The following is a 14,614-nucleotide window of genomic DNA, read 5'->3' on the forward strand; positions in this document are numbered from 1 at the left end:
CTCATAAGACCTTGGCTTCGCGGTGGCCGTCGGGATCCCCGCGGCCGCCCCGCTACTCCGTGGCCGCCGGCCCGTCGCGGACCGCGACGACGCGTCCCACCCGATCGGCGAGTTCGAACCCGAACGCGCGGAGACGGGACGGGGCGCGGTCGGTCTCGTGCCCGTGGACGAGCACCTCGACTAGATCGTCGGGCTCGTCGATATCCGTCGCGAGCCGGAACGAGTCGACCGTCTCGAGGGTGGCGCCGACCTCGCGGGCGATCTCGCGGTGGTCGAGATACGAGGTGCCGTGGTAGTCGACCCGAAACGCGGGGTCGCGGACGACGAGCGCGTTCGTCCCGCCGGCCCGCCCCGGCGCGATCGCCACGTCGGCGTCGGCGTCGAACAACTCCTCGAGCGCGGTGGGTGTCGCCAGCGCGAGATCGGCCATGACAACGGCGACGGCCTGGAGGTCGTCGCTCCCGTCCGCCTCGCCGTTCCCGTCGCCGCCCGGCAGTCGCGCGTTGACCGCCTCGGTGAGCGGCCGCTCGTCGACCGTCACCGCGGTCGACGTTTCGACCTCGCCCGGTAACTCGAGAGTGGCGAGATCGAGGTCGCCGGTCGAGACGACCGTCGGCTCGTAGCCCGCTTCGACGACCGCACGCAACACGTCGGCGAGCATCGCGCGGGCGAGCGTCGAGCGCTCGGCTGCCGTGAGGACGGGCTCGAGGCGGGTCTTCGGCGTCTCGGCGGCGAACGGGACGACGACGCGCATCTGAATCTGGTTGCGGTAGTCCGGGCGCGCTCAAAAGCACGTCGGAGTCAAGACAGCGGCCGACCGCGCCTTCGGCAGCCGTCCGAGTTCGGTTCCGATCTCGCGCCCCCCGACACGAGTCGAGCGCGGCCGCTCGAGCCGCCGAAGACCGAGAGAAAAGCGGTCTAGAAGAGCGGCTCGAGTTCGTCTTCGTCGTCTTCGACGAGTTCCTCGAGGTTCTCTTCGCTCTCCCGCTGGATGTCGTCCATGTTGTCCTGGGCTTCGATGGCGACCTGCTGGAGGCGCTTGATCCGCGGGACGTTCGTCACGCCCGACAGCAAGATTGCTGCGGAGACTTCGGGTTCGCCCCGCGGGAAGTCGCCGCCGCGAACCTCCATGCTACCGGTTTCCTCCTCGAGCCACTTGCGCCCGCGTTCGATGCCTTTCCGGTTCAGATACTCCGAGGGGCCGGAGAGGACGAGCAGGGCGCGCTCGGTCCCTTCGATCTCGCAGGGAAGGGTGAGCCGGCCGAGCGCCGCCTTGCGGACGAGGCTCGTGATGCGGTTGGTGGTGTTCGCGGCGTCGAGGTTGTCGTCGCCGGCACCGCTGCCGTCGCCGGTGAACCGCGAGAGGAGGCCGCCGCCGGAGTTGAGTTCGACCTCTTCGCTCGCGAAGCCGACGGTGGAGACGCCGCCGCCGGAGAGTGTGTTGATGATCTCCGAGGAGTCGACGACGCTCTCGGCGACTTCCTGGCCGTCGCCGACCTCGCCGGCACCGAAGAGGATGCCGAATCGACGGACGATCTCCTCGTTGATCTGCTCGTAACCGCCCTCGACGGACTCGCCGGTCTGTCGCCAGGAGTCGTTGTCGAAGACGAGCAGGTTGTCGACCTCGCGGACGAACGTCTGGAACGATCGCGCCGCGTTGAGCGTGTAGATCCCACCTTCGTCGGTGCCCGGCAGGACGCCGAGCCCGTAGACGGGGATCGTGTAGATCCGTTTGAGGTGTTTCGCGAGGACGGGCGCGCCGCCCGACCCGGTGCCGCCGCCCATCCCGGAGACGATCAGGAAGGCGTCGACCTCGTGGGTCGGGATCGAGTCGATGGCGTTTTGCACCTCGTCGATGTCCTCCTCGGCGACTTCTGCGCCGAGTTCGTTGTCAGCACCCACGCCGTGGCCCTTTACGCGGGCCTGGCCGATGAGTACGCGATTCTCCTGTGGAATGTTGTCGAGACCGATGAGGTCCGCCTTCGCGGAGTTGACGGCGATCGCCGCCCGGACGATTCCGCTGTTCGTCCGATCGTCGTAATCGAGGAATCGATCGACGATTTTGCCACCGGCCTGTCCGAATCCGATCATCGCCAGCTTCATTGTTTGTCAGGGGGCTCCGTTGGATTGGTAACAGTGCGATGGAGGATATAAGTCTTGTGCTAAACTGAATTTCTTTATTAATTCAATATCGCTCCGAATCGGCCGGCTGGTGGTGGATTCGAGCCGTTATTCCGAGCCGAGACCCGACTTCTATTCTATCCTGTGGTGTTTTTTATAATACGTGTTTCAGGGGAGCGGGTCGGGGTGACAGATCATTACAGCCGGTGGCCGAAGCACGACAGTCGCTCTCACGCCGTTTCGGTCGGTCGCACTCGAGCGCCGTCCCCCTCGAGGCCGAGGTACGCGCCGAGGGTCGTCAACTCCGCCGGATCGCGGCCGAACGCGGTCACGTCGTTGTCGGTGACGGTGTTATCGACCTCGAGCGAGCGGGCCTGATCCGGTCCGAACGGGACGAACGGCACCGGGCCGACAGCCGAAAGCCCGACTTTCGACAGTCCCATCGGAACCGGGACGATCGTGACGTCCTTTCCCTCCGCCGCGTAGGCCAGCTTCGTCACGTCCGCGAGCGTGAGCACCTCCGGACCGGCGAGTTCGTACGTCTCGCCCGCGTGGTCGTCGTCCTCGAGCGCCTCGGCGAGCATCGGGGCTAGATCGCCGACCCAGATCGGCTGGAATCGGGTCTTCCCGCCGGCGGGCAGCCCCGTCACGTACGGCGTCGTCACCCGCTTCGTGAACTCGAGAAACTCGGCCCCATCGCCGAAGACCACGGATGGGCGGACGATCGTCCACGCCAGACTCGAGTCCCTGACGACGTCCTCGGCTTTTCCCTTGGCGCGAAGGAATGCCGTCGTGCCGTTCGGATCCGCTCCGAGCCCGCTCATCTGCAGGAAGCGGCCGACGCCGGCTGCTTCAGCGGCCCGGACGAGGTTCTCGGTGCCGCCGAGGTGGACTTCTTCGTGGGTCTTCCCCTTCGGGGGCTGGTAGAGCGGCGAGAGCGAGACGAGATTGACGACGGCGTCGTAGCCCGTCACGACGTCGACGATCGAGTCGTACGCGCTCACGTCGCCCATCGCGGAGTCGACGCCGTCGGGCAGATCGCCGGCGTCCGGGGATCGCGAGAGGGCCGTCACCTCGTGGCCGCGCGCTGCCAGTTCCGCACACAGGGTCGTCCCGATGAAGCCGGTGCCGCCGGCGACGAGGATCTTCATGCCCGGATTGTGCTGTCCCAGCGATAAATACCTAGTCGCCTTCACTGTTCGGTGAGTGCAGCGCTCGACCGATTGTGCTACATCTAAATAGCCCTCTCCACGACGTGGGTGTATGCTGGTCACGCTCGAGGGATTGGACGGCAGCGGGAAGACGACGGTCTGGGAGGCCCTCCAGGAACGGTATCCCGACGCCGTGTTCACGCGCGAGCCCACGAGCGACTCGTGGTACGGCGAGGCCGTCTACCGCTCGATCGAGGACGACGACGCCGACCCGCTGGCCGAACTCTTTCTGTACACCGCCGATCACGCCGACCACCTCTCGCGGGTGATCGAACCTGCCCTCGAGCGCGGCGACCTCGTGATCTCCGACCGCTATTCCGACTCCCGCTTTGCCTACCAAGGCGCGACCCTCGAGCGCTCGGATCGGGTCGACCTCGCGGACCCGCTCGAGTACGTCGTCGACCTTCACCGCCCGTTCTCGATCGTGCCGGACCTGACGATCTACCTTGATCTCGACCCCGAAACCGCCGCCGCTCGAGCGGGGACGACGAACAAGTTCGAACGCGCCGAGTACCTCGCCGCGGTTCGGGACAACTACGAGCGACTGCTCGAGCGCGACCCCGATCGGTTCGTCCGCGTCGACGCGACTCAGGAGCCGGACGCGGTGCTCGAGGCGGTGACCGACGCGCTGGCCGCGGCCGACTGAGAGGGGCTGAACGTCGTCCGCGAGTGGGGGTGCTCGGGCAAACGCTTTAGTCGTGGCACGATGTACCACACTCCCGATGGTCCACGCGTTCATCATGGTGAAGACGGCCGCCGGAAAATCCGAGGGGCTGCTCGCGGATATCGGCGGCCTCGAGTCGGTCGCCAACGCGCACATCGTCGCGGGCAACTACGACATCATCGCGGAGGTCGACGCCCCGGAGGTCTACGACGTGTTACAGACCGTCTCCTCGAGCATTCAGGGACTCGGCGGCGTCACCGACACGAAGACCTACATCGCCATGGGATAGTGCAGTCGGGCGTCACTTTCTGTGGTTCCCCCGTGAACTGCTCGTCGTCGCTCGAGCGTCGCCGCCCGATCCCTTGTCATGGTATACCGGGGCAAGCTTATTCACCGGGGCCGGCGTACCCCTGTTCATGCGGTTCGTGATTATCGGGGCGGGACGGGTTGGCCTGCGCACAGCACGCGTCTTGCGCGACGAAGACCACGAGGTGACGCTGGTCGAACGCGACGAACCGACGATCAGGCGCGCCCGCAATCAGGACTTCGCCGTCGTCGAGGGCGACGGCTCCCACGAGGACGTCCTCGAGGCGGCCGGCGTCTCGAACGCCGACGCCGTCGGGGCGCTGACGGGCGACCTGAACGTCAACTTCACCGCCTGCATGATCGCCAACCACTACGGCTGCCGGACGGTCATGCGGATCGACGAGGCCTACCGCGAGGGGATCTACCGCAAGTACGCCGACCAGGTCGACGAGGTGATCTACCCCGAGCGCCTCGGCGCGATCGGCGCGAAAAACGCCCTGCTCGGCGGCACGATCCGCGCTATCGCGGACATCGCCCCGTACCTGCAGGTCGTCGAGCTCACGATCACCGACGCCGCTCCCGTCAACGGCTACACGATGGGCGAACTGCACTTACCGGCCGACGCGACCGTCCTCGCCTTCGGGAAGCGCGGCGCGGACCTCGGCATCCCCGACGAAGACCTCTCGCTCGAGGACGGCGACCGACTCGTCGTCCTCGCGGACTTCGACGTGCTGAGCGAGGTGCGCCAGCTGTTGGTCGGCGAGACGCCGAGGAAAGCGGCTGCTAACGCGGGCTCGGACGCGCGCTCAGGCGCGACGGAACTGCTGGCGGAGCACGAAACCGACGATACGGACGACGCAGAGACGGAATCCGATACAGGAGGTGTCAACTGATGGTTACAGCGTTCGTCATGATCAAAGCGAACACGGGCGAGGCGGACCGGCTCAGAGACAGCATCGAATCCATCGACGGCGTACAATCGGCCCACATCGTCGCCGGCGACGTGGATCTCATCGCGAAAGCCCAGGTCGAGACGCCGGCCGCGGTCAAGGAGATCGCCGCCACCCGTATCCAGGCGATCGAGGGCGTCGAGGACACCCAGACGTACATCGCGATGGACTAAGGACCCAAGTTTTGCGCTGCGGGCCAGCGAAGTTGGCCCTCGGCAAAACTTGGATGAAAAGCACTCCTCCTTCCCCTGGCTCGCGGCGTTGCCGCTCGTCTCGCCGCGGCGCGTAGCGCCGCGCTTTCCGGGTCAGTCGTCGGCCCGCTCGCTCGGTTCACTCGCTCGCGGTCGGTAACCGGGTGACGGCCTGCCCTCCCCCGGGTCGCCCGGCTCTCGCGTCTGCTCGAGCCGTGCTCCCGGCCAGTATACGTGCTCCCGGCCAGTATACGGGGCAGCGCACCCGTGCTTACCCGATCGGGACCGGTCGGATTTATCACTCGAGCGAAACAATAGCTCGACATGGCGAGTGCGCGGCAGAAAGCGGCGATCGGAAGCGCGATGGTTCTTCTGGGGCTCGTTCAGGCGGGGTCGTTCTGGGCGGCGGACGACCGGGTAGTCGCCGCGCTGGGGCTTCTCTACGCCGCTATCGGCGTCGGGTTCCTCTGGGCCGAGGTCTATCGGCCCGACCGGCGTCCGGAGGAGTAGGTCGCTCGGTTCGACCGCCTCTCACTGCGATACTGGATTCGCTTTCGTCGCTTAGAGCGGCATCCCCCCGCTGCTCCCGTCACCGTCAGCGGCCTGCTGGCCGCGGTTTTGGGCGTTCTCGAGCAGCGTCGCCGCCGGGCCGCGGTACTCGTAGCCGGGGATGAGGCCTTGCGCGTAGGTCCCCTCGACGAACTCGACGAGCGCTTTGGCGTCGGCGACGCCCTCGGCGGCGTCCCAGGCGGTGTACTCGAGGCGGACCCGGACCTCGTCGCCCTCGCGTTCGACGACGGGCTCGTCGTGGGTGCTCGTGTGTGCGACGCCGAAGGTGTCCTCGAGGCGGCGCTCGAGGGTCTCGAACCAGCCGTCCTCGACGACGGGGGCGACGACCTCGTCCGCGACGGCGGCGTCGAGCGTCGGGAGGGAAACGGTGACGCGGAACCGGCCGTCGCGGTTCCCCTCGGCCTCGTCGGCCCTGATACTCGTCTCGAAGACCGTCGTCGTCAGTTCGTAGCCGTCGTCGGTCCGGTCGAACGCGTCGTGGGACTCGAGTTCGCGTTCGACGGGCTCGGGAAGGGCAGTCATTGGGGAATCGAACGGGCGTGCCGAAAAAGGGTGTTACGTTGTGGCGGCCGGGCACGGAGCGATTTCGGGACCGGAGACCCGACGGCAAATACCGTTTCGATCGTTTCGCTCGAGAAGTACCACGTTGTTACGGAAAATGCTCCGCATTACTACAGGGGAAACCGCCTTCCGTCCGATGATATGACCATCGACAGACACGCTGCGGAACGTCGTCGGTTCGCGCGCCTCCTCGGGACGGACGACGATTACGGCTCCGGCCTGCCGATCGGCGCGTCGGACGCCGACGAGGAGGCCGCCGAAGACGACATCGATCTCGAGGAGGCGCGCGACGCCGCTACGAAATCTCGCGCTCGCTGAGGAACGTATCGAGCGCCGTTGCGACTTCTTCGAAGTCTTTGACCGTGAGCCCGTCCGTGGTGACGAAGACGCCCTCGCTGTCGTTCGTGACCCGGATGAGGAAGCCGTTGTCGAACACGCGGATCGTGTAGTCGTACGCCCCGAGTTCGGACCCCTCGTAGGCTGTCTGGGTGGTCTTGAACCCGCGCCACTCGTGGCCGATGAACGTCGAGAGGTCGGCGTCGCGCTCCAGGTCCTCGCGGAGATAGACCTGCTCGAAGTCGTCGCGCGTGAAGTACGTGATCGAGCGGAGACTGTCGCCGATGGCCGTCCGACAGGTCGCGACGATCTGCTCCGTTGCGTCCTCGGTGAGTATCCCGGTTGGCATGGGAGAACAGTCGAACCGTGCGACCTTAACGACGCGGGCTAGTTACAGTCCGCTGAAATCGCCGCCGACAGTGACGGGCGGTCCCGATATCGGCCGTGATAGCCTCGTCTCAGGCCTGCTCGATCGCCCGGTCGAGGTCCGCGATCACGTCGTCGACGTCCTCGATGCCGACCGAGAGGCGCACTAGATCGTCGGTGACGCCGCTTGCCAGCTTCTCCTCCTCGGTGAGCTGCTGGTGGGTCGTGCTCGCGGGGTGGATGATCAGCGTCTTCGCGTCGCCGACGTTGGCCAGCAGACTCGCCAGATCGACCTCGTTACAGACCGTCTCGGCCGCGTCGTAGCCGCCCTCGAGGCCGAACGTGATCATGCCGCCGTAGCCGCCCTCGAGGTACTCTTTGGCGTTCTCGTGGGTCTCGTGGCTCTCGAGGCCGGGGTAGTTGACCCAGGCGACGTCCTCGTGGTCCTCTAAGTACTCCGCGACGGCCATCGCATTGTCGCAGTGTTTCTCCATCCGGAGGGGCAGCGACTCGAGTTTCTGGAGCGTCGTCCAGGCGTCGAACGGCGACTGCTGGTTGCCCAGGTCGCGGAGGCCGCGGGTGCGGGCGGCGATCGCGAAGGCCATCTCGCCGAACGTCTCGTGGAAGTTGACGCCGTGGTAGGCCGGGTTCGGCTCGGTGAGTTCGGGGTAGTCGCCCTCGTCCCACGGGAAGGAACCGCCGTCGACGAGGATCCCGCCGACCGTCGACCCCGCGCCGTGGATCCACTTGGTCGTCGAGTTCCAGACCAGGTCCGCGCCGTGCTCGAGCGGCCGGCACAGGAACGGCGTGGCGAAGGTGTTGTCGACGAACAGCGGGACGTCGTGGTCGTGGGCGATGTCGGCGATCCGCTCGATGTCCGGGGTGACGAGCGCGGGGTTGCCGATCGTCTCGAGGTGGACGAACGCGGTATCGTCGTCGATGGCCTCCGCGTAGGCGTCGTAGTCGAGCGTGTCGACGAACGTCGTCTCGATGCCTCGCTTCTCGACGGTGTGGGTGAGGTAGGTGTAGGTCCCGCCGTACAGCGACGACGAGGAGACGATGTTGTCGCCGGCCTCCGCGAGGATGAACGTCGCCAGATCGAACGCGGCCATCCCCGACGCGGTCGCGAGCGCGCCGACGCCGCCCTCGAGAGTCGCGATGCGCTCCTCGAGCATGGCGTTCGTCGGGTTCATGATCCGCGAGTAGATGTTCCCGAACTCCTTCAAGCCGAACAGGTCCGCGGCGTGGTCCGTGTCGTCGAAGACGTAGGACGTGGTCTGGTAGATCGGCGGCGCGCGGGCCCCCGTCGTCGGGTCCGGCTCCTGACCGGCGTGGACGCTGTTCGTGGCGAAGCGGTGTCCGTCCGAATCGGATTCGTCGCTCATACCAGCGCCGTTGTATCGGTCCGTAGTAAAACCACTAGTCGTCTCCCTCGAGGCGGAACGCGACCGAGTTGTGGGCAACCCTTTCCTCGTTCGTGTCCCACGACTCGGTGCTCGCGACAAGTCACGACAATCGGTCGGTCGCCTGGCCGGCGCCACTGGGCTCGTTCCCGACCGTCATACTTGGCTCGACGACGCCGGGCACGCGAACGATTGCCGTCGTCCCGTTTGCCGCCGTCTCGAACGCGAGTTCGCCGCCGAGCGCCGTTACGCACCACGAGGCGACCCACAGCCCGAGGCCGCTGCCGTGTTCCAGCGCCGTCTCCTCGCCGCGCTCGAGGACGGCGAGTTCGTGGTCCGGAATTCCAGGCCCGTCGTCACGGACGGCGAAGACGACGCGCCGGTCGCTCTCGATGTGCTCGAAGCTGATCGTTACACGCGGTTCGTCGGCGTCGTTGTGAACGAGGCCGTTCTCGGCGAGATTCTCGAACGCGAGGTCGAACAGCTCCCGGTCGACGCACACCGCGAGGTCGTCGGGAACGTCGATCGCGATGCGGCCGTCAGTCTCCGCCTCGAGGTCAGCCGCGATATCGTCGAACGCGTCGCGGGCCGTGAACGCCGACGGTGACCCCTCCGTCGACTCGATCGCTCGTTCGAAGTTTCGGGCCTTTTCGCTGGTCTCGAGGACGCCATCGATGTCGTCGTGGACCGACTCGAGCATCGTCGCGAGGTCGTCGTCGGCGTGGTCGGCCGCGATACCGACGTAGCCCCGAACGGCGGTCAGATCGTTGCGGAGGTTGTGGCGCAGCACGCGGTTGAGGATCTCGAGGCGCTGTTCGCGTCGCCGCTGGTCGGTGATGTCTTGCAGGAGGACGGTGTGGCCGACGACCCGGTCCGAGCCGTCCCGCAGTGTCGAGGTCGAGACGGCGAGCTCGCGGCGCTCGCCGCGGTCGGTGTCCGTCACTACCTGCGTGTCGGCGCCGCCGTCGATGGTCAGACCGGTCGCTCGCTCGAGCGACGCGCCGAGAACGTCCGGCGCTTCGAGGTCGAAGAGGGACTCGGCGGCGGGGTTACAGTCGACGATTCGCTCGTCGGTGTCGACGGCGAGCAGCGGGCTCTCGAGGGCTTCGACGGCCGACTGGTCGGCTCTGCGTCGGACCGAGGGGCTGTACGTGAACATGCCGCCGCCGACGAACGCGTAGGCGTCGAGCGCGATATGCGGGAGAAAGAGGATCGCCGAGAGGTTGAGTTGCGGGACCGGTCCGATCCCGAAGAGCCAGGTGAGCAAGGCGATGCCCGGCGGGAGCGTACTGAGTCCGACGGCGAGCGCTTCCGTCCGATAGAGCGGTCCGTAGCTGATGACCGTATCGAACAGCAGCAGCGTCCCGGCGGCCGCGAACACGGTCCCGATCATGATCGCGAAGAACGCCCACGCGTTGGGGTCGTAGGAGACCGTCGCGGCCCCGAAAACGGGGTCGATACGGAAGTCGCTCCAAACGATCTCGTGGAGCGGGTTCGTCGCGACCAACACCGTCGTGATCGCGGGAACGAGGACGAGCGCGCCGAACCACGGCGTTCGAATAAGCGATCCACGACCGGTGTACTCGAGGCCGAAGGCCAGAAACGGGACGCCGGTCCAGACGATGCCGATCCACGTCAGGACCTCGAAGGCCCACCTGAGCGTCGGCTCGAAGACGAACAGCGAGACGCCGTATGAGAAACACCACAGCGCCTGCGCCACCAGCGCCAGCAGAAACCAGGTCGCTCCCGGCTTCCCGCGGTGACGACGGAGATACCAGAGCAAGAGGAGCGTGCCGATCCCCGAGAGGATCGACCCGGCCGCCGGCCACGGAATTCCCCCCATAGTACTCAGGGGTACGGGTACACCGACTTCGGTGTTGTGGCCCGGTCGACTGTACGACGACTCACGGCGGTCGCTCGCAACTGTCCACGCTCTCCACTGTGCCCCCTGCTGGCGCCTCCTTGTGGTCCCGTGGCCGAGACCTCATCGATAGTGCTCTTTTTTCGAGGCGATGTACACCATCACCGCGAGTAGTGCGGTCACGACGAATACATCGCCCTGTCCGTATCGAAGCAATCCCATCAGTCCATACAGGCCAAGCGCCCACGTCCATGCCCACGGCTTGCGCGTCCAGAGGCCCAACAGGACGATCAGTTGTCCGACCGAAAGGACGAGGTTCAGCGACCCGGCGACGATGGCTATCTCCGCCGGTCCGACGAGCGTTGAACTGGGATTTGCGGTCAGCCCGGCGATGACGCCGACGAGACCGAGATAGATCGTGCCGACCGAAAGCAGCCCAGCACCGACGCAGAGTACTTTGATTCCCAGCGGTGCCGTCTCGTTTCGTGGGGGTCTCGCTCCCTCTGTCAATACCGGGCCGGATGACATGTGCGTGGGACAGCTATCTGTCACTATCTATTATAATTGTCCACATGAGTTGGCGAATTCGATTTCGGAACGACCGATCACGTCGGACGGACGCTCGAGTCCGACGGCCGACGTAGGTTATCCGAGCTACTCGAGCAGCGACTCGCCGGTCATCTCGGGGGGCTGGGCGAGGTCGATGACCTTGAGCAGCGTGGGCGCGATGTCGGCCAGGGTACCGCCCTCGCGGACGGTTCGCCCGCCGTCGGTGCCGTCCGAAGCGAGGTAGATCAGGGGAACGTCGTTGTAGGTGTGTGCCGTGTGTGGGTCCGCCTCGGTCCCCATGTCGTCGGCGTTGCCGTGGTCGGCGGTGATCAGGACGTGTGCGCCGGCGGCCTCGAGCGCCTCGACGAGCCGTCCCAGCTGTTCGTCGACGGCCTCGACGGCGTCGATCGCGGCCTCGTAGTCGCCGGTGTGACCGACCATGTCCGGGTTGGCGTAGTTGAGCACGAGCACGTCCGGATCGTCGGACTCGATGTTCTCAATTGCCGCATCCGTGACTTCGGGCGCGCTCATCTCGGGTTGCTGGTCGTAGGTCGGTACGTCGGGACTCTCGACGATTTCGCGGCGCTCGCCGTCGAACTCGACCTCGCGGCCGCCGTTCAGGAAGTAGGTGACGTGGGCGTACTTTTCGGACTCGGCGATCCGCAGCTGGGTCTTGCCCGCGTCGGCCAGCACCTCGCCTAACACCTGCTCGGGCTGGGTCGGCGGGTACGCGACGGGGAGGTCGAACGTCTCGTCGTACTGGGTCATCATCACGACCTCGGCGTCCGGCGGGTCCGTCTCGAACTCGTCGGCCCAGTCCGCCGGGCGGATGTCCGCGAGCAGCCGCGTGAGCTGGCGCGCGCGGTCCGAGCGGAAGTTGAACCAGACGACCGAATCGCCGTCCTCGAGCGCGGGCTGGCCCTGCTCACGGCTTCGCCGTTCGCCGTCCGAGGCGCGTAGCGCCTCGCTCTCTATTACCGTCGGCTCGACGAACTCGTCGGTCACGTCGCGCTCGTAGGACCGTTCGACCGCGTCGACGGCCGAGTCGGCGGTCCACTCCGCGTCTCGAGCGACGATGGCGTCGTAGGCCCGCTTCGTCCGCTCCCAGTTCTGGTCGCGGTCCATCGCGTAGTACCGGCCCGACACCGTCGCCACGTCACCCGTACCGTGCTCGGCGATCACGTCCTCGAGCGTCGCGAGATAGTCTCGGCCGCCGGTCGGTGAGGTGTCCCGACCGTCGGTGATCGCGTGGGTGACGGCCTCGACGTCGCGGTCGGCCGCCAGTTCGATCAGCGCGTGGAGGTGCTCCTGATCGGCGTGGACCCCGCCGTCGCTGACCAGTCCGACGAAGTGGACCCGACCGTCGTTTTCCCGTGCCCGGTCGAACGCCCGGTTGATCGCGTCGTTCTCCCGGAAGGAGCCGTCGGCGATCGAGTCCGAGATGCGGGTGTACTCCTGATACACGACGCGGCCGGCTCCGATATTGAGGTGGCCGACCTCGCTGTTGCCCATCTGGCCCTCAGGGAGCCCGACGCGCCGGCCCGCCACCTCGAGCGTACCGTACGCGCCGGAGTCCGCGAGCCGGTCGAAGGTCGGCGTGTCGGCCGCTTCGACCGCGTCCCTGCCGCCGTCACCGAGTCCCCAGCCGTCGAGGACGATCAGCGCAGCTTCCATACGAAATCGCAAATCGCCGTATCGTAACTAGCTGTCGTTGTCCGTCGTCCGCCGGGAACAGATGTGATCGGCGAAAATAACGAAACTCTGACAATTGTCTCGTGACGTATTCGACTGCCCGAAATCAGAGTGCCGTACCGACGGACCGCCGGTTCGGCCTGCCGGGTCGGCCCCGCGTCGTCAGTCGTCGTGACGGTGGTCGAAGGTCGCGCCGCAGTCGCCACAGACGGTCCCGTTGCCGGGTTTACTTCGCTGTGCGAATACGGCCCCACAGTCGTCACAGATCATGAAGAGTCGCTTTTCGGGAGCCACGCCCGCTTCGAATTCGGCGTGGATCCAGGCGTCAGGATTTCCTTCCTCGTAGATGGTGACGCCGGAACTGTTCTGTCGCCAGTTGACCGCGGTACCGTCGCCCGGGACGGTCCGCGTGTCTCGCTCGGACATCGAGATATCGTCTCCTTCGACCGTTCATATTTACGTTTTCTGATAGCTATTTACACACCCTCGAGTTAACACGGTATTACGTCGCGACCACTGGCTTTTTGCGGGTCGGGTGGGTGTCACCGGTCATGACGCTCGATCCGGTCCACTTCGACGGAATCGCGGACCTCGCGAGGCGGATCGACCACGGGGCCGACGAGCGGGACCGTCGAGCCTTCGCCGAAACCGTCTGGGAGTCGTTTCTCGACCCGCTGACTCAAGACGGGCGCACGGTCCTCGAGCCGGTCGACGAGCAAGCGCGGCGATTCGTCGACTGCGAGTCCGTCGCGCTGCGCGACCGCGAGTTTCCGACCGAACACGGGCTCGACGCGGGGACGATCAATCCGACGACGTTCAAGAACGGACTCGTCATCGACATCGCGCAGGCGGCGATGAGCGCGACGCCCAGCGACCTCGACCTCCACCGGTCGCGGACGACGGTGATGACGGTCCACTCGAACGACGAGACGATGACCGTCGACGAGACGTGGGGCAAGTTCGACGAGGGCTACAGTCGGAGCCGCGCGGTCAAGATCCCGCCGCTGCCGCGCTTCGCCGAGGGCGTCGTCCACGCCCTCGCGCTGTACCTCGCCGAGAGCACCCACGCCCGCGACCACGCCGAAACGGTCTCCGATCTGCTCGTCCTCGACGGGCCGCTGTACCCGCGCGGCCTGTTGCGCTGGGCCGATCAACACCCCGACCTCGCCGATTTCCTGCTCGACGATCCGCGGCCGACGACGGTCCTCGAGAACTACGTCCGCCTCGTCGAGACGTTCGTCGACCGCGACGTGCCGCTCGTCGGGTTCGTCAAAAACCCCGCGACGCGCGTGCTGACGCGGACGCTCAAATCAAAACGCGACGTCGACGTCAGCGTCCCATGGAGCGACGACTCGGCGCTTTTCACTCGCCTGCTCGAGCGCGGCGAGTACGTCGACGACGTCGACGGCGACCGCTGGGAACGGGATACTTCGGCGCTGACCTACACGAACTGGTTCGTCTCGCGCGGCGGCGTCGACCGCCCGCTTTCCGCCGGCGGAGACGCGCTCGGCGTCGATCGACGGCTCGAGCACGAGGCCTACGAGGTCACCTTTTTCGTCGTTTACGACCCGCGCGACGACCTGCTGTACCGCGTCGAGGCCCCCTACGCGTTCACCAGCGATCCCGAGACGCGCGAGCGCCTGACGATGCAACTGCTCCAGGACGTGGCCGTCGCCCACGGCCCGCCGACCATCGTCGAAAAAGCCGACGAACTCGCCCGGATCAGCAACGCCGAGAAGGCCTCGCTGCGCGAGACGCTCGAGGACCGGTTCGAGACGGTGCAGAATCGCACCTACGACGACCACCGGTGGGACGATCAGCCGTACTAGTTGC

17 protein-coding genes are annotated in these 14,614 nt (G+C 66.4%); 7 read left to right on the top strand and 10 right to left on the bottom strand.

Annotated features, from left to right (window positions below):
- Positions 1–52: 52 nt before the first annotated feature.
- The 3 genes from cofC to NKH51_RS00200 all read right to left on the bottom strand — a co-directional run bounded on the left by cofC (position 53) and on the right by NKH51_RS00200 (position 3,272).
- On the bottom strand, positions 53–754 hold the full coding sequence (gene cofC / locus NKH51_RS00190; protein ID WP_254763227.1) for a 2-phospho-L-lactate guanylyltransferase: 702 nt from the start codon (positions 752–754) through the stop codon (positions 53–55).
- A 164-nt stretch (positions 755–918) separates the two neighbouring features.
- Entirely contained in the window at positions 919–2,103 is a 1,185-nt protein-coding gene (locus NKH51_RS00195) for a tubulin/FtsZ family protein (protein ID WP_254763228.1), read from the bottom strand.
- 248 nt (positions 2,104–2,351) lie between these two features.
- Positions 2,352–3,272 carry a complex I NDUFA9 subunit family protein gene (locus NKH51_RS00200; protein ID WP_254763229.1) on the bottom strand — a complete coding sequence of 307 codons (921 nt, stop codon included), beginning with the start codon at positions 3,270–3,272 and terminating at the stop codon, positions 2,352–2,354.
- 112 nt (positions 3,273–3,384) lie between these two features.
- Between NKH51_RS00200 and tmk the strand changes: the two genes are divergently transcribed.
- The 5 genes from tmk (at position 3,385) to NKH51_RS00225 (ending at position 5,953) form a co-directional block, all read left to right on the top strand.
- The gene (gene tmk / locus NKH51_RS00205; protein ID WP_254763230.1) at positions 3,385–3,978 is read left to right on the top strand and encodes a dTMP kinase; all 594 of its coding nucleotides are present in this window, start codon (positions 3,385–3,387) and stop codon (positions 3,976–3,978) included.
- Between the two features lie 76 nt (positions 3,979–4,054).
- Positions 4,055–4,285, top strand: a complete 231-nt coding sequence (locus tag NKH51_RS00210; RefSeq protein WP_254763231.1) for an Lrp/AsnC family transcriptional regulator — start codon at positions 4,055–4,057, stop codon at positions 4,283–4,285.
- Positions 4,286–4,412: 127 nt separating this feature from the next.
- Positions 4,413–5,195 (top strand): potassium channel family protein, encoded by a 783-nt coding sequence (locus NKH51_RS00215; protein ID WP_254763232.1) that lies wholly within the window; start codon positions 4,413–4,415, stop codon positions 5,193–5,195.
- A complete protein-coding gene (locus NKH51_RS00220) occupies positions 5,195–5,425 on the top strand; it encodes an Lrp/AsnC family transcriptional regulator (protein ID WP_254763233.1) in 231 nt (76 codons plus the stop codon). The genes NKH51_RS00215 and NKH51_RS00220 overlap by 1 nt, the downstream gene beginning before the upstream one ends.
- A gap of 342 nt (positions 5,426–5,767) precedes the next feature.
- Positions 5,768–5,953: a hypothetical protein gene (locus NKH51_RS00225; protein WP_254763234.1), complete on the top strand. Its 186-nt coding sequence runs from the start codon at positions 5,768–5,770 to the stop codon at positions 5,951–5,953.
- A 51-nt stretch (positions 5,954–6,004) separates the two neighbouring features.
- Here NKH51_RS00225 and NKH51_RS00230 read toward each other — a convergent pair whose 3' ends face one another.
- A complete protein-coding gene (locus NKH51_RS00230) occupies positions 6,005–6,535 on the bottom strand; it encodes a DUF5813 family protein (protein ID WP_254763235.1) in 531 nt (176 codons plus the stop codon).
- Positions 6,536–6,715: 180 nt separating this feature from the next.
- Here NKH51_RS00230 and NKH51_RS00235 point away from each other — a divergent pair, with 180 nt between their 5' ends.
- Positions 6,716–6,892, top strand: a complete 177-nt coding sequence (locus NKH51_RS00235) for a hypothetical protein (protein ID WP_254763236.1) — start codon at positions 6,716–6,718, stop codon at positions 6,890–6,892.
- Here the strand turns inward: NKH51_RS00235 and NKH51_RS00240 are convergent.
- The 6 genes from NKH51_RS00240 to NKH51_RS00265 all read right to left on the bottom strand — a co-directional run bounded on the left by NKH51_RS00240 (position 6,870) and on the right by NKH51_RS00265 (position 13,207).
- Positions 6,870–7,259: a DUF7522 family protein gene (locus NKH51_RS00240; protein WP_254763237.1), complete on the bottom strand. Its 390-nt coding sequence runs from the start codon at positions 7,257–7,259 to the stop codon at positions 6,870–6,872. The two genes, NKH51_RS00235 and NKH51_RS00240, sit on opposite strands and share 23 nt — an antisense overlap.
- 109 nt (positions 7,260–7,368) lie before the next feature.
- Entirely contained in the window at positions 7,369–8,661 is a 1,293-nt protein-coding gene (locus NKH51_RS00245) for an O-acetylhomoserine aminocarboxypropyltransferase/cysteine synthase family protein (RefSeq protein ID WP_254763238.1), read from the bottom strand.
- A 121-nt stretch (positions 8,662–8,782) separates the two neighbouring features.
- Positions 8,783–10,522, bottom strand: coding sequence for a sensor histidine kinase (locus NKH51_RS00250; RefSeq protein WP_254763239.1), 1,740 nt, complete (start codon positions 10,520–10,522; stop codon positions 8,783–8,785).
- 141 nt (positions 10,523–10,663) lie between these two features.
- On the bottom strand, positions 10,664–11,068 hold the full coding sequence (locus tag NKH51_RS00255; protein ID WP_254763240.1) for a hypothetical protein: 405 nt from the start codon (positions 11,066–11,068) through the stop codon (positions 10,664–10,666).
- Between the two features lie 126 nt (positions 11,069–11,194).
- Positions 11,195–12,763, bottom strand: a complete 1,569-nt coding sequence (gene gpmI / locus NKH51_RS00260) for a 2,3-bisphosphoglycerate-independent phosphoglycerate mutase (RefSeq protein WP_254763241.1) — start codon at positions 12,761–12,763, stop codon at positions 11,195–11,197.
- Positions 12,764–12,943: 180 nt separating this feature from the next.
- Positions 12,944–13,207: a hypothetical protein gene (locus tag NKH51_RS00265; RefSeq protein WP_254763242.1), complete on the bottom strand. Its 264-nt coding sequence runs from the start codon at positions 13,205–13,207 to the stop codon at positions 12,944–12,946.
- Between the two features lie 125 nt (positions 13,208–13,332).
- Here NKH51_RS00265 and NKH51_RS00270 point away from each other — a divergent pair, with 125 nt between their 5' ends.
- Complete coding sequence (locus tag NKH51_RS00270) at positions 13,333–14,610, top strand: DNA double-strand break repair nuclease NurA (protein WP_254763243.1); 1,278 nt, start codon at positions 13,333–13,335, stop codon at positions 14,608–14,610.
- The last annotated feature ends 4 nt before the right edge of the window (positions 14,611–14,614 follow it).

The organism is Natrinema marinum (genome assembly GCF_024296685.1).
Classification (GTDB): domain Archaea; phylum Halobacteriota; class Halobacteria; order Halobacteriales; family Natrialbaceae; genus Natrinema; species Natrinema marinum.

What these genes read in the sequence shown, in the direction of transcription:
- NKH51_RS00270 (WP_254763243.1), top strand. Translation starts at nt 13,333, where the DNA reads ATGACGCTCGATCCGGTCCACTTCGACGGAATCGCGGACCTCGCGAGG.
- NKH51_RS00240 (WP_254763237.1), bottom strand. Translation starts at nt 7,259, where the DNA reads ATGCCAACCGGGATACTCACCGAGGACGCAACGGAGCAGATCGTCGCG.
- NKH51_RS00265 (WP_254763242.1), bottom strand. Translation starts at nt 13,207, where the DNA reads ATGTCCGAGCGAGACACGCGGACCGTCCCGGGCGACGGTACCGCGGTC.
- NKH51_RS00220 (WP_254763233.1), top strand. Translation starts at nt 5,195, where the DNA reads ATGGTTACAGCGTTCGTCATGATCAAAGCGAACACGGGCGAGGCGGAC.
- NKH51_RS00225 (WP_254763234.1), top strand. Translation starts at nt 5,768, where the DNA reads ATGGCGAGTGCGCGGCAGAAAGCGGCGATCGGAAGCGCGATGGTTCTT.
- NKH51_RS00195 (WP_254763228.1), bottom strand. Translation starts at nt 2,103, where the DNA reads ATGAAGCTGGCGATGATCGGATTCGGACAGGCCGGTGGCAAAATCGTC.
- NKH51_RS00245 (WP_254763238.1), bottom strand. Translation starts at nt 8,661, where the DNA reads ATGAGCGACGAATCCGATTCGGACGGACACCGCTTCGCCACGAACAGC.
- NKH51_RS00210 (WP_254763231.1), top strand. Translation starts at nt 4,055, where the DNA reads ATGGTCCACGCGTTCATCATGGTGAAGACGGCCGCCGGAAAATCCGAG.
- gpmI (WP_254763241.1), bottom strand. Translation starts at nt 12,763, where the DNA reads ATGGAAGCTGCGCTGATCGTCCTCGACGGCTGGGGACTCGGTGACGGC.
- cofC (WP_254763227.1), bottom strand. Translation starts at nt 754, where the DNA reads ATGCGCGTCGTCGTCCCGTTCGCCGCCGAGACGCCGAAGACCCGCCTC.
- NKH51_RS00215 (WP_254763232.1), top strand. Translation starts at nt 4,413, where the DNA reads ATGCGGTTCGTGATTATCGGGGCGGGACGGGTTGGCCTGCGCACAGCA.
- NKH51_RS00250 (WP_254763239.1), bottom strand. Translation starts at nt 10,522, where the DNA reads ATGGGGGGAATTCCGTGGCCGGCGGCCGGGTCGATCCTCTCGGGGATC.
- NKH51_RS00255 (WP_254763240.1), bottom strand. Translation starts at nt 11,068, where the DNA reads ATGTCATCCGGCCCGGTATTGACAGAGGGAGCGAGACCCCCACGAAAC.
- NKH51_RS00200 (WP_254763229.1), bottom strand. Translation starts at nt 3,272, where the DNA reads ATGAAGATCCTCGTCGCCGGCGGCACCGGCTTCATCGGGACGACCCTG.
- tmk (WP_254763230.1), top strand. Translation starts at nt 3,385, where the DNA reads ATGCTGGTCACGCTCGAGGGATTGGACGGCAGCGGGAAGACGACGGTC.
- NKH51_RS00235 (WP_254763236.1), top strand. Translation starts at nt 6,716, where the DNA reads ATGACCATCGACAGACACGCTGCGGAACGTCGTCGGTTCGCGCGCCTC.
- NKH51_RS00230 (WP_254763235.1), bottom strand. Translation starts at nt 6,535, where the DNA reads ATGACTGCCCTTCCCGAGCCCGTCGAACGCGAACTCGAGTCCCACGAC.